General features: G+C 68.8%; 12 protein-coding genes. 8 read left to right on the forward strand and 4 right to left on the reverse strand.

From position 1 onward, the window contains the following. Positions 1–210: 210 nt before the first annotated feature. The 3 genes from AQJ27_RS38315 to AQJ27_RS56705 form a co-directional block, all read right to left on the reverse strand. Positions 211–1080 (reverse strand): aldo/keto reductase, encoded by an 870-nt coding sequence (locus AQJ27_RS38315; protein WP_067379368.1) that lies wholly within the window; start codon positions 1078–1080, stop codon positions 211–213. Between the two features lie 419 nt (positions 1081–1499). Then, entirely contained in the window at positions 1500–2219 is a 720-nt protein-coding gene (locus AQJ27_RS38320) for a hypothetical protein (protein ID WP_067379370.1), read from the reverse strand. Between the two features lie 110 nt (positions 2220–2329). Continuing rightward, positions 2330–2500, reverse strand: a complete 171-nt coding sequence (locus AQJ27_RS56705; protein WP_201264415.1) for a hypothetical protein — start codon at positions 2498–2500, stop codon at positions 2330–2332. 552 nt (positions 2501–3052) lie between these two features. On the opposite strand from AQJ27_RS56705, the gene AQJ27_RS38325 reads away from it, so the two are divergent. From AQJ27_RS38325 to AQJ27_RS38340, 4 genes are all read left to right on the forward strand, one after another. Further along, positions 3053–4342, forward strand: coding sequence for an acyl-CoA dehydrogenase family protein (locus AQJ27_RS38325; RefSeq protein ID WP_079065552.1), 1290 nt, complete (start codon positions 3053–3055; stop codon positions 4340–4342). An 82-nt stretch (positions 4343–4424) separates the two neighbouring features. Continuing rightward, the gene (locus AQJ27_RS38330; protein ID WP_067379375.1) at positions 4425–5642 is read left to right on the forward strand and encodes a CaiB/BaiF CoA transferase family protein; all 1218 of its coding nucleotides are present in this window, start codon (positions 4425–4427) and stop codon (positions 5640–5642) included. A gap of 43 nt (positions 5643–5685) precedes the next feature. Further along, entirely contained in the window at positions 5686–6465 is a 780-nt protein-coding gene (locus tag AQJ27_RS38335; RefSeq protein WP_067379376.1) for a crotonase/enoyl-CoA hydratase family protein, read from the forward strand. 172 nt (positions 6466–6637) lie between these two features. Beyond that, positions 6638–8134 carry a long-chain-fatty-acid--CoA ligase gene (locus AQJ27_RS38340; RefSeq protein ID WP_067379379.1) on the forward strand — a complete coding sequence of 499 codons (1497 nt, stop codon included), beginning with the start codon at positions 6638–6640 and terminating at the stop codon, positions 8132–8134. 301 nt (positions 8135–8435) lie between these two features. On the opposite strand, the gene AQJ27_RS38345 is transcribed toward AQJ27_RS38340, so the two are convergent. Then, entirely contained in the window at positions 8436–9023 is a 588-nt protein-coding gene (locus tag AQJ27_RS38345; RefSeq protein ID WP_067379382.1) for a TetR/AcrR family transcriptional regulator, read from the reverse strand. Between the two features lie 97 nt (positions 9024–9120). Between AQJ27_RS38345 and AQJ27_RS38350 the strand changes: the two genes are divergently transcribed. The 4 genes from AQJ27_RS38350 to AQJ27_RS38365 all read left to right on the forward strand — a co-directional run bounded on the left by AQJ27_RS38350 (position 9121) and on the right by AQJ27_RS38365 (position 13417). Next, the gene (locus AQJ27_RS38350; RefSeq protein WP_067379385.1) at positions 9121–10104 is read left to right on the forward strand and encodes an aldo/keto reductase; all 984 of its coding nucleotides are present in this window, start codon (positions 9121–9123) and stop codon (positions 10102–10104) included. A gap of 94 nt (positions 10105–10198) precedes the next feature. Beyond that, positions 10199–11092 (forward strand): MBL fold metallo-hydrolase, encoded by an 894-nt coding sequence (locus tag AQJ27_RS38355; RefSeq protein ID WP_067379388.1) that lies wholly within the window; start codon positions 10199–10201, stop codon positions 11090–11092. A gap of 76 nt (positions 11093–11168) precedes the next feature. Then, positions 11169–12125 carry an SDR family NAD(P)-dependent oxidoreductase gene (locus tag AQJ27_RS38360; RefSeq protein ID WP_067379391.1) on the forward strand — a complete coding sequence of 319 codons (957 nt, stop codon included), beginning with the start codon at positions 11169–11171 and terminating at the stop codon, positions 12123–12125. Positions 12126–12142: 17 nt separating this feature from the next. Beyond that, the gene (locus AQJ27_RS38365; RefSeq protein WP_079065553.1) at positions 12143–13417 is read left to right on the forward strand and encodes a low temperature requirement protein A; all 1275 of its coding nucleotides are present in this window, start codon (positions 12143–12145) and stop codon (positions 13415–13417) included. Positions 13418–13433 lie beyond the last annotated feature (16 nt).

The raw sequence follows: 13433 nt of genomic DNA on the forward strand, positions 1-13433 counted from the left end.
ATCATCGACCTGCTGGTGGCCCCCATCATCTACAGAGCCATCTTCCTGCCCTGGACACTGTCCGAAGCAGACGCGCGCACATACGTCGACGAACTCTGCAACCGCTCCACCTGACCCCCACCACGAGATCCGGCGACACCGGTCGCAGCCTTCGCCCGCTCGGGTCGACTTTCCCGGGAGCCCGATGAGTGCGGCGCACAGATCAGGTGGTCAGACGGCCTGGCCGAGTGCCTGGAACTGGGCGTCGGACAAAGCGACCCGCGCGGCCTGGATGTTCTCCTCCAGGTGAGCCACGCGGGAGGTGCCCGGAATGGGCAGCATCACCGGGGAGCGCCGCAGCAGCCAGGCCAGGGCCAACTGGGAAGGGCTGGCGCCGAGCTCCTTGGCGAGAGAGTCCAGCGGGCCGCCCGGGCGCGCCAGTTGGCCGGTGGCCATCGGGAACCACGGGATGAAGCCCAGGTTCTCCCGCTCGGCGTACTCCAGGACGTCCTCGGCACTGCGATCGGCCAGGTTGTACAGGTTCTGCACGGAGACGATGCCCGCGATCTTCCGGGCTTCCTCGATCTGCTCCACGGTCACCTCGGACAGGCCGATGTGGCGGATCTTGCCCTCCTGCTGCAGCAGGAACAGCTCGCCGACCTGGTCGGCCAGCGGGACCTTGGGGTCGATCCGGTGCAGTTGGTAGAGGTCGATCCGCTCCACACCCAGGTGGCGCAGGCTCAGTTCGGTCTGCTGCCGCAGGTACTCGGGGCGCCCGAGCGCGCGCCAGTCATCCGGGCCCGAACGGGACAGGCCGCCCTTGGTCGCGATCACCAAGCTCTGGGGGTACGGGTGCAGCGCCTTGCGGATGAGCTGCTCGCTGACGAACGGGCCGTAGGAATCTGCGGTGTCGATGAAGTTCACACCCAGCTCGGCGGCCCGGCGCAGCACCCGCACGGCCTCCTCGGGATCCTTCGGCTCCCCCCACACTCCGGGACCCGTCAGCTGCATCGCACCGTAGCCGAGCCGGTTGACGGGCAGGTCGCCGCCGAGGCGGTAGACCCCGGAGGCGTCGGCGGGGCGTGCGGTTTCCTGTGCCATGGTCTGTACTCCCTCATGGAATCAATGCCCGGCGAGAGTGCTTGCGCGGGCCGACAGGCAAGGCGCGGTGGGCAGAGCGCTGACGCCGTTTTCAGTGCGGGGCAAGGAGAACCGGCGGGCAGGTCGAGTCGCTCGCCGCCGAGACCATCCGGCCTGGCATGTGACTACGTATCCTCCTTCCCGCCTCCCGCAGGGGGTAACCGGTGTAGCTGACGACATCCGGACCAACCTGACCTGATCCTTGACGCACGGACATGAGCCTGGGGTAAGCGGGGCTTGACCGAGGGCAACTTCCCGTCGGGCACCGCTCAGCCCCCTCCCCCGGCCGGGGAACACATGCCAGGTTGGCGATGAATGGCTAACCGCGCTTCGGCGAAGCCGGAGCAGGGGTGTACTCGTGTCACGGTCAGGCAGCGTGGTCAGGCAACAGAGATCTCGCTGAGATCGATGGTGACGAGGACCGGCTCGGGCAGGACCCGCGCATCCTCCTGAACGGGCAGGACGTACCGGTGCGTTGGGAAGACCAGTCCCGATACCGTTGCGTGCTTCTCGCACAGATGCGCAGCGGGCGCGCCGCCGAGTACGTCGGCTGCGTAGTCATGACGGCGCAGCAGCCCGGCGGTGTTGTAGTAGAAGATCTGTTCCCTGGCGTGTGTCGCGAGAGCGTCAGGGAAGGTCGCCCGCAGCCGTCGCCAGTTCTCGCCGGCTTCCTGCCAGGGCTCCAGTTCCTCCACTGCAACGCCAGGGCGCGTCAGCAGGTAGGGAGCCGTGAGGTAGTTCCACATGGCATAGCCCGCGAAGTACAGCACATGGAGCTGATCCCAGGGGGTGTCCGGGCCGTGGCCGGAGAAGGCTTCCCGTGGGGACGTCCGCTCGGCCACGACCTCGCCGTCCCGCCTCTCGATCGCGACTCGGCCGGGCGTGAACACACCGCGCAGTTCCGGGTCGGTGAAGCCCTCGAAGACCACGCGCTGCTGCTGCACGTCAACGGTCATGTCGGCCGTGGCGAGGATTCCCTGCTGACCGCGGAGGGTCCACAGGAGCCCGCCCAGGGACCCCTTGGCATGGATGGTTCTCGCTTCTTGCCACCGCCGGAGGCCGCCATGGGCCTCAAGAACAAGATCCAATAGGTTCGTCATGGGTAGGCCTCCGTGGTGAGTGACGCTGCCTGCGTGTCGATGTTCCTGCGGCGATCGCCCGTGGCGCGCGTTCGGCGTGCACGGGGCACCCGAGCCATCACGTCTCCGAGTCAGGCCCGCCGGCCGGCCTGAGGGTTGGTGAACATGGGGTTGCCCGCGACGGTGTCCTGCGCGGCCACCTCGTCCTGCAGGACGTCCCAGTGCCCCACCACCAGGCCGTCCTCGAAACGGAAGACGTCGATCCCGAGGGAGCCACCAGGTTTGTTGACCGATTGGACCACTATCCAAACATGATGTGGTCCAATCGGTCAACAAATCGCCGTTGTCAGATCTCAGCGCAAGACGGGCTCAGGCAGTCTCCGGAGAAGCGGAGGTCCGCATGAGGTCAGGAAGCGGGAGTTCGATCGCTCGCCCCGGTCCGGTCTGTCCTGGTCACCCCCGTACCGCACGTACTCCGCCCTCACCAAGGTCCAGCGCGAAGCCATCGCGGCTGGACGACCTTGCCGCATCGCGAACGATCGGCTTCTTTGAGCCCCACCAGGTGCTGTTGATGGACGGAAGTTCGGTGAAACCCCGCCGAAGAGCTCCAGCACGTAGCGATCGAGCGCGTGAACGCGCCGCCGTCCGCCGCATCCGGGCCGGGGCGTTGTCCGGACCTCACCCTGCCGTGCCGTGCCGCAAGGCAGGCGCACAGGGACTTGCCGAGGCACATTGGAATAAGAACACCAAATTGGCCGGAAACGTAGTATTCCGCGCCCAGTGGCTACGCCTCTGCTCCCACCTAGCGTCGTACGTACTGACGCCATCGGATCCTCGATCTGAAGGAGCGGAACATGAAGCCGACACAGAGCTCAGCGGTCGACCCGGGCCAGACCGTGCCGAACGGCGCTTCCCCGAGCGGCAACGGAAAGCTGTCCGGGGTGGAGCCGCCGGTACTCGGCGGACCGGAGCACTCCGACTACTACCTGCTGGACAACCTGATCACCGACGAGCAACGGGCCCTTCGGAAGAAGGTCCGCGAGTTCATGGACCAGGAGGTCACCCCGATCATCAACCCGTATTGGGAGCGAGCGGAGTTCCCCTTCGAGCTGGTGCCCAAGCTGGCACAGCTGAACATCGCGGGCTTTCAGATCGCCGGCCACGGCTGCCCCGGGATGAGCAACCTGACGGCCGGCCTGGTGATCCTCGAACTGGCCCGGGGCGATCTGAGCATGTCGACGTTCATGGGGGTCCACTCGGCCCTGGCCATGACGTCGATCGGACTGCTCGGCTCCGAGGAGCAGAAGGAGCGCTTCCTGCCGCCGATGGCACGTCTGGAGAAGATCGGCGCCTTCGGCCTGACCGAGCCCGCGCACGGCACCGACGTCGTCAAGCTGGAGACGACCGCGCGCCGGGACGGTGACTCCTACGTCCTCAACGGCTACAAGAGGTGGATCGGCAACACGACCCTCGCCGACTACGTGATCATCTGGGCCCGCGGCGACGACGGGCATGTGGGCGGCTACGTGGTCGAAACGGGCACACCCGGGTTCGACGCCCAGGTCATCAAGGGCAAGACGGCTCTGCGCTGTGTCCAGAACGCGCAGATCTCCCTCACCGACGTCCGGGTGCCCGCCGAGAACAGGCTGGCGAACGTGAAAACCTTCCGCGACACCGAGAAAGTCCTGCTGGCCTCGCGCTTCTGCGTCGCCTGGGAGTCGATCGGCGCCGCCGTCGCGGGCTACGAGACGGCTCTGGCCTACGCCAAGCAGCGCAAGCAGTTCGGAATGCCGCTGGCCGCCTTCCAGCTCGTCCAGTACCGGCTCTCCCGGATGCTGGCGGACATCACCGACATGCTGTGCATGCAGTTCCGGCTCAGCCAGCTCCTGGACGAGGGCGAGTACTCGATGCCCCGGGTCGCGCTGGCCAAGATGCACTACACCGAACGAGCCCGTGCCATCCTCGCCGACGCCCGCGACATGCTCGGTGGCAACGGCATCCTGCTCGACTACCACGTCGCCCGGCACCTGTGTGACATCGAGGCGATCGACACGTACGAGGGCACCGACACCGTGCAGGCGCTGATCGTCGGCCGCGACATCACCGGCTACAACGCCTTCGTGCCCATGGCGCCGAGCCACTGACCCCGGTGTGTATCGCGGCGCCCTGTGACAGCGGGTCAACCCCGGGCACCGCATGCGACCCCACTGAGGACAAGGAGTAGTCATGAGCAGCACACCCCTCCTGGAGGGACTGCACGTCGTCGATCTCGCCAGTTTCATTGCCGGCCCCGCCGCGGCCACCGTCCTCGGTGACTTCGGCGCCGACGTCGTCAAGGTGGAACCGCCGCACACGGGCGACGCATACCGTTCGCTCAGCCGCATCCCTCCCAACCCCCAGGTCGAAGGGGTCAACTACCCCTGGCAGCTGGACAACCGCAACAAGCGCAGCATCGCGCTCAACCTCAAGTCACCCAGCGCCCGGCCCGTACTCGAGAGTCTGGTGCGGTGGGCCGATGTGCTGGTGACGAACTTCCCGCCGCGGACGCGCGAGAAGCTGGGCCTGGAATACGACGCTCTGGCCCCCCTCAATCCCCGGCTGGTCTACGCCGATGTCACCGGCTTCGGCGAGGAAGGTCCGGATGCGCATCTGCCCGGCTTCGACGTGACGGCGTACTGGGCGCGCAGTGGCCTGATGGACCTCACACGCCAAAGGGACGTGGCGCCGGCCACGAACGCGTTCGGATCGGGCGATCACTCCACGGCGATCACCCTGTTCGCCGGGATCATGACCGCGTTGTACCGGAGGGAGAAGACCGGCCAGGGCGCACGCGTCACGGCCTCGCTGCTCGCCGAGGGCGCTTGGGCGGCGAGCATGTGGCTGCAAGCCGTACTGGTCGGTGCGAAGCCTCCCCGCCCCATCGACCGGTCCGACCCGCCCAACGCACTCGTGAACATGTACCGCACGGCGGACGACCGCTGGATCGTCCTCGGCTTCGCCAACGAGAACAAGCAGGTCCCGCTCTTCCTCAAGGCCATCGGTCATCCCGAGGCAGCGGAGAACCCGCACTACGCCGACACCCCGAGCCGCCGCGCCCACGCCGCCGAGATCGTCGCCGTGCTGGACAAGACCTTCGCGACTCGTTCCCTGGCCGAGTGGCGCGAGGTGCTCGACGCCGCGGGCCTCACGTACGGGGTCGTCCAGACGCTCGAGGAGTGCGCCCAGGACCCCCAGCTCCTCGCCAACCGGGTGTTCGTGCCGATCGACGACGGCAGCGACGACCCGCACCTGACCGTCGACAGCCCCGTCCGACTGGACCAGGAACAGAAGGTCCGTCCGGGCCCGGCCCCCGACCTTGGCGAACACACCGAGTCCGTACTCCGCGACCTCGGCTTCGACGCCGCCGGAATCGAGGAGCTGCGCAAAGCCGAAGCAGTCGCCTGAAGCCACCGGTTCAGCAACGCGACGGAAGAAGGGAAACATCATCATGACTACGGGCAACGACACGCCGACCGTACGAACTGAGGAGAACGACGGCATCTTCGTGATCACGATCGACCGGCCGCAGGCTCGCAACGCCATCGACGGGGCCACCGCCAGGGCCCTCGCGGCTGCCGTCGATCACCTGGAGTCCCGTGACGACCTTCTGGTCGGCATCCTCACCGGTGCCGGCGGCGTCTTCAGCGCCGGTATGGACCTCAAGGCCTTCGCGGCCGGAGACAAGCCCATCGTCGAAGGACGGGGCTTCGCCGGCATCACCCGCGCCCGGATCAAGACCCCGCTCATCGCCGCCGTCGAGGGCTACGCGCTGGGCGGCGGAACCGAGATGGCGCTCGCCTGCGACATGATCGTCGCCGCGCGGAACGCCACATTCGGTCAGACCGAGGTCCACTACGGCATCGTGCCCCCCGAAGGCGGCATGGTTCGCCTGCCCGAGCGCATCCCGCGCAACATCGCCCTGGAGCTACTGCTGACCGGCGAGCCTCTGCCCGCCGAACGCGCCGAGCGGTTGGGCCTGGTCAACCACCTCACAGAACCGGGTCAGGCCCTGCAGCGGGCCATGGCACTGGCCACGAGCATCGCGCACAACGCGCCCCTGGCCGTGACAGCCATCAAACGCGTCGTCAACGAACGGCGAGCGTTCAGCGACGAGGACGCGTTTGCCGAGCAGGACCGGATCGTCGCACCGGTCCTGGCGTCCCACGACGCGCAGGAGGGCGCCCATGCCTTCGCCGAGAGGCGCTCACCGCACTGGCAGGGCCGCTGACACCGGCCCCGGCTCCGTCATCCCCGGTGACGGAGAAGCTGCGTGCTGCCGTCGCCAGTGACGGGATCACCGGTGGGTTTCATGGGGGGGCTGACGCGAAGGAGGGTTCGAGCCGAGGTACTCGAGGGGCTGCGCGGCCGAAAGACCCATAAAGTCGAGGAGAGGAGCTGACATGAACCTCGCATCCCGCTTGGTGCGCAGCGCCCGGACTCATCCGGATCGCGCGGCGCTCCGTCTCGAGGACGCCGTCGTGTCCTATCGCACGCTCGACCAGGGCAGCGCCCACATGGCCGGACTGCTCGACCGCCATGGCGTGAAGCCCGGGGACCGAGTGGCGATCATGCTGCCCAACGTCCCCGAGTTCGCCCTCGCGTACTTCGGCGTACTCCGGGCCGGCGGCATCGTCGTCCCGATGAACCCCCTGCTCAAGTCCCGCGAGGTCGCCTACTACCTCGGCGACTCAGGCGCCCGGCTCCTGTTCGCCTGGCACGCCTTCGCCGACGAGGCACGGGCCGGTGCGCAGCAGGCCGAGGCCGAGGTGGTCGTCGTCAGTACCGGCGCATTCGATTCTCTGCTCGCGTCCGCCCCATCCGTCGAGGACGTGGCCGACCTGCACGAGGACGACACCGCGGTGATTCTCTACACCTCGGGAACGACCGGTCAGCCGAAGGGCGCCGAACTGACCCACGCCAACCTCACCCGCAACTGCGACATCGCCCGCGAACTGGTCCAGCTCACCGCCGACGACGTGATCTTCGGTGGGCTGCCCCTGTTCCACGCGTTCGGACAGACCTGCACCCTCAACGCCGCCGTCGGCTCCGGCGCGTGCCTCACCCTGCTGCCGCGCTTCGACGCCGGGAAGGCACTGGGAATCCTCGGCGAGCACGGGGTGACCGTCTTCGCCGGGGTGCCGACGGTGTTCAGCAGACTGGTGCGGGAGCCCGACCGGGACGCGTATCCCGTCTCCCGGCTACGCGTGTCCCTCACCGGCGGCGCGGCGATGCCGGTCCAGGTGCTGCACGACTTCCAGACCGCGTTCGACTGCGCCGTGCTCGAAGGGTACGGGCTGTCGGAGACCTCGCCCATCGCCTCGTTCAACACCTTGCAGTCCGGACCCAAGCCCGGTTCGGTCGGCACCCCGATCCGGGGCGTCGAGATGCGCGTGGTCGCCAACGGCACGGAGGTACCGCAAGGGGAAAGCGGCGAGATCACGATCCGCGGGCACAACGTGATGAAGCGGTACTGGCAACGCCCCGAGGAGACCGCCGCCGCGATCCGTGACGGTTGGTTGTACACCGGCGACATCGGTCGGGTCGACCAGGACGGGTATTTCTGGATCATCGGACGGACGAAGGACGTGATCATTCGGGGCGGCTACAACGTGTACCCCCGCGAGGTCGAAGACGTGCTGTACGAGCATCCGGCGGTCGCCGACGCCGCGGTCATCGGCCTCCCCAGCTCCGATCTCGGTGAGGAGGTCGGTGCGGCGGTCGTTCTCAAGCCGGGCGCCCGAACGACGGCCGAGGAACTGCGTGAATACGTCAAGCATCAGGTCGCCGCCTACAAGTATCCGCGGAAGGTCTGGATCACGGACGCGCTGCCGAAGGGACCGACCGGCAAGATCCTCAAGCGGCAGATCGTCCCGCCGCCCGAGCTGGACAGGCGATGAGGCGACTGAGCCGGGGCGGATCTCCTGGCGCAGACCGCCCGCACGGCACCGCGAGGTCGCGGTGAGGCGGTGCGGCGGTGAGATGAGGCGGTCATTGCTGACGTCGTCGTGCATGTCGCGCATGTCGCGCAGAAAGTCGAACCTGCACGTGGTCACGGCCTCCCGGCCCAGGGCGGACCCGGTCAGGACAGTCGCCAGAACCAGCCAGTACCCGCCCGAGGCAGCCCGCGACTACCCGCGACCGCCATACGCCGGGCGTGCGTGCCCATGAGCACGCCGGGCGAGCGTGCCCCCGAGGCCGCTACTCGCCGGCGGCCTTCGGCTCGCTCATCCGGCGGGCTGCCTCGACGACCGCCGAGCGGTGCAGGGCCAGCCGCTGCGGCGACCAGGACCGGCTGACCTCCTCGGGGCCGATGTCCTCGGCGGCCCAGAACCACGCCTGGGCCGCGGCGAGAACCATGGTCAGGAGATCGGCGGGCTCCATCCCCTGGGCGAGCTCGCCACGCTGCTGCGCGTCGGCCACTTCACCGGCCTTGCGCCGGAAGGCGTCCGGTTCGAGTCCGGTGGCGGCGGGGCGCTCCAGCAGTTTCCATAGGCGTAGGCGCATCAGGTCCGGCCGGGCGACGAGGTGGTCGAAGATCGCGCCGGCGTATCCGGGCAGGTCCTCGACGTCGAACGGCACCGACTCGGCTCCCGCCGTCATCGCCCGTCGCAACACCTCGTCGAACAACTGCTCCTTGTTGCCGAAGTAGGCGTAGATCAACCGCTTGTTCGCCCCCGCGGACTCCGCGATGCGGTCCACTCGGGCACCGGCGATGCCGTAGGCGGCGAATTCGGTGAAGGCGGCGTCGAGCAGCCGGGCCTTGGTGGCACTGGAGTCCCGTGGCATACGTGCCACTCTAGCAAGTAACTATCTAGTTATTGACATCGGCCACCCGCGGGTCTACGGTAATGTATCTATCCAGTTAGTTACGGAAGGAACCCTGATGGAACACCGCGCACTGGGCAGCCAGGGCCTGACCGTCGGAGCCCAGGGCCTCGGCTGCATGGGTATGAGCGCGTTCTACGGCGCCACCGACGAGACCGAGTCGCTGGCCACCATCGACCGCGCGCTGGAGCTCGGCGTCACCCTGCTGGACACCGCCGAGAGCTACGGCCCCTTCGTCAACGAGCAGCTCCTCGGCAAGGCGCTGGCAGGGCGCCGGGATGTCGCCGTGGTCGCCACCAAGACCGGCGTCGAGATCACCGACGACGGCCGCGCGCTCGGCCTCAACGGCCGGCCCGAGTACGTCCGCCGAGCCCTCGAGCGCTCGTTGCGGCACCTGGGCACCGACCACGTCGACCTGTACTACCTGCACCGCATCGACCCCAACGTGCCCATCGAGGAGACCGTCGGGGCGCTGTCCGGACTGGTCGCCGAGGGCAAGGTCGGCCACATCGGCCTGAGCGAGGCCTCCGCGAAGACCATCCGGCGTGCCCACGCCGTGCACCCGCTCACCGCCGTCCAGACCGAGTACTCGCTCTTCGAGCGCGGCATCGAACAGGACGGGGTGCGCGACACGCTGCAGGAGCTGGGAATCGGCCTGGTCGCCTACTCCCCGCTGGGGCGCGGCTTCCTGTCCGGCGCGATCACCAGCCCCGACGACTTCGCCGAGGACGACTGGCGGCGTACCGACCCCCGGTTCCAGGGCGAGAACTTCGACCGCAACCTGGACGTCGTTCGCGAGGTCCGCCGCATCGCGTCCGACAAGAACGTCACGCCCTCCCAGCTGGCGCTCGCCTGGGTCCTGCACCAGGGCGCCATCGCCATCCCCGGCACCAAGCGCCGCCCCTACCTCGAGGAGAACGTCGCCGCGACCGAGGTGACTCTCACCACCGACGACATCGCCGCGATCGAGGCGGTCGCCCCGCACGGCGTGGTCACCGGCGACCGCTACGCACCCGAGCTGATGGGGACGCTCAACGGCTGAGAGCCGGCCTGCGCCTCACAAGATGCCCTCGCGGGCCCAGAAGACCCCCGCCCCCACTCACAGTGCCAAGCCCTCGTGTCTCGAAAGGCCCCCCATGCCCCAGCCGGCCATACGGTCCCGCATCACCATCGGCACAACGACGATCACCTATCTCCCCGACGGTTTCGGCTCACACAATCCAGACGTCCTGTTCCCGGGCGTGGACTGGACGACGCGCCCCGGGTTCCTCGAAGACGGGCAGCTCATCCTCTCGTTCGGATCCTTCCTGATATGCGCCGGGGACCAGAGGATTCTCGTGGATCTGGCCGTCGGAGAGATCGACGCGGACGTGCCCGGCGTCGCTCAGCTCAAGGGCGGTGCGCTGCTGCGGAACCTCGCCGAGGAAGGGCTGTCCGCCGACGACATCGACACGGTGGTGTTCACCCATCTGCACCTCGACCACGTCGGCTGGACCAGTGATGTCGCGCCGCTCCCGAACGGGCCCACGACGGATTCACCCACAGGCCTCACCTTCGCCCGGGCACGCCATCTCATGTCGGAGGACGAGTGGCAGTACTGGTCGACGAGGGCGGCGGCCATGGGCGGCCCGGACGCCGAGGCAGTGCTCAAGCCGCTCGACGGCGTCGTCGAGTTCGTCAGGAGCGGCGACAGCATCGCGCCCGGGGTGACCGTCGAGGCGACACCCGGGCACACCCCCGGGCATCTGGCGATCGTCGTACGGGATCCGTCGGGTGGCAGCACCGAATCCGCCTACATCGTGGGAGACATCCTTCACTCCCCGGCTCAGGTCGGCGACCCCGATCTGGTGTTCTCCTCCGACGTCGCTCCGGACCAGGCCCGAGCGGTGCGCGACCACGTGCTCCGGCGGCCGGACACGGTGATCGCCGCCGGGCACTTCACGGACGACGTGTTCGGCCGCGTCACGTCGGTGGGCGACACGCACGCCTGGGCCCCCGTCGGCGAGGCGCCGAACGCGATCGGCGACTGAGCCTCACACCTCGCGGCCCCCGGCCTTCTCAAGTCATTCAAGAAGCTCAAGAAACTCACGTCAGGAGACTCACCTCATGTCCGTGCCTCAGACGCCCCACATCTTCGGGGCAAACACAACCGCCGCCGAGGTAATCGACGGTGTCGACCTGCACGGCCGCCGGGCCGTGGTGACCGGGGCCAGTTCCGGAATCGGGGTGGAGACGGCCCGGGCGCTCGCCGCGGCGGGCGCCGACGTCACCCTGGCCGTGCGGGACACCGACGCGGGTGCCCGCGTAGTGGCGCGCCTGGAGGCTGAACTGCCCTCCAAATCAGGGCAGTTGACAGTGGGGCGGCTCGACCTGGCCGACCGGTCGACGGTCGCCGCGTTCGTGGCGGCCTGGCACGGCCCGTTGGACATCCTGGTCAACAACGCCGGAGTGATGGCCCCGCCGGAACTCATCCGCACACCTGACGGTCGGGAGACGCAGTTCGCCGTCAACCACCTGGGCCACTTCGCCCTCGCCGTCGGGCTCCACCCGGCACTCGCGGCGGCGAACGGCGCCCGGATCGTCTCGGTCGCCTCGATCGGCCACCTCTTCTCCCCCGTCGTCTTCGACGACCTCGACTACCGCTACCGCCCCTACGACCCCTGGACCTCCTACGGGCAGTCGAAGACCGCCAACGTCCTGTTCGCCGTCGGTGCCGCCGAGCGATGGGCCGGCGACGGCATCACCGCCAACGCACTGATGCCGGGCAACATCGCGGACACGTCCCTGGCCCGGCACATGGACATGCAGCAGGTCGCCGACTTCATCGCCTCGGGCGAACTCGCACTGCCACCGCAGAAGACCGTGGAGCAGGGTGCCGCGACCTCGGTGCTGTTGGCCGCCTCACCGTCGGTGGAGGGCATCACCGGCCGCTATTTCGAGGACTGTGCGCAGTCCGAGCCGGTCGCCGAGCGGGCCGGTGCCGTCGCCGGTGTCGCGCCGTACGCCCTGGACCCGGAGAACGCTGCCCGGCTGTGGGCCGTGTCCGAAGCTCTCGTCCGCTAGAGCTCTACGCTGCCGACATGACCTCACGACACGAGCAGTGGACCCGGCTGCGCCGTCAGCTGTGGCAGCCTCCGCGCGCCCATGGCGAGCAGCCGCGCGAGCGCGTGGTCGGCCCGCTCGAACTGTTCTACGACCTGGTCGTGGTCGTGCTGGTCGCCCAGGCCGCCCACCACTTGGCCGGGGACCTCGACTGGCACGGTCTGGGTCTGTTCGCCGCGGTGTTCGCGCTGGTGTGGATCGCCTGGTTCAACGGCACCCTCCACCACGAACTGCACGGGCACGAGGATGCCCGCGGCCGGAGCATGTTCCTGTTGCAGATCCTCGTGCTCGTCCCGCTGGGCGCGTTCATCCCCGGGGCAGGCGGCGCGCGCGGAGTCGCCTTCGCCGTGACCGCGGGGGTGCTGTTCGCGGTGCTGGCGGTGTTGTGGCTGCTCGCCGCGCGCGGTGACAGCCCCGAATTCCGCCGCCCCAGCAGGTTGTTCGTGACCGGGACGGCAGCCTGCGCGGTCGTCCTGGCCGCGAGCGCCGCTCTGCCCGCGGACGTCCGCGTGCTGACGTGGGGCCTTCTGGCCGTCGCCTACCTGGCGGGGTTCGCGGTCATGATCGGTACGGCCACCCCGGTACAGGCGGTCGCGCTCAGCGTGACCGCCGCGCTCACCGAACGGTTCGGGCTGTTCATCATCATCGTGCTCGGCGAGACCGTGACCGGGGTCGTCGACGGACTGGCCCACGAGCCGACCAACGCGCTCACCCTCGCCGTCGGGCTCGTCGCCGTCGTCATCGGCTTCGGTGCCTGGTGGACGTACTTCGACTTCGCCGGGCACCGGCGGCCGCGGCCCACCCGTGCGAGCACCGTGCAGTGGATGCTGGTTCACATGCCGCTCACGGCCGCGGTGGCCGCCATGGGCGCCGCGATGGTCGGCCTCGTCGAGCACGCCCACGACAGCCGGACTCCCGCCGCCACGGCCTGGGTGCTCTGCGGGGGCGCTGCCGTCGTGCTCTGCGCGACGATGGTGCTCGCGGCCTCCTTGCGCGTCTGGCACCTGCACCGCGGGCTCTACCGGCCCCTGTCCCGCACCTGCGTCGTCGTGGCCGTCATGTGTGTGGGTGTCGGTGCCGCACGCCCGGCTCCCCTCGTTCTGGGCCTCGCCCTCGTCCTCCTCCTCGGTGTCCCCTGGGGACTCGCCGTGGCATACCGCCTGGCCCACGAAGAGGAGCTGTCCCACGAAGAGGAATCCGCCGCCGAGGAAGTGTCCGCGGTGGCGGAGCGTCAGGACGACAACCGGCGCTGAGCCCTTGCGCTCGAAG

This window comes from Streptomyces olivochromogenes (genome assembly GCF_001514115.1).
In the GTDB taxonomy this organism is placed as follows: Bacteria; Actinomycetota; Actinomycetes; order Streptomycetales; family Streptomycetaceae; genus Streptomyces; species Streptomyces olivochromogenes.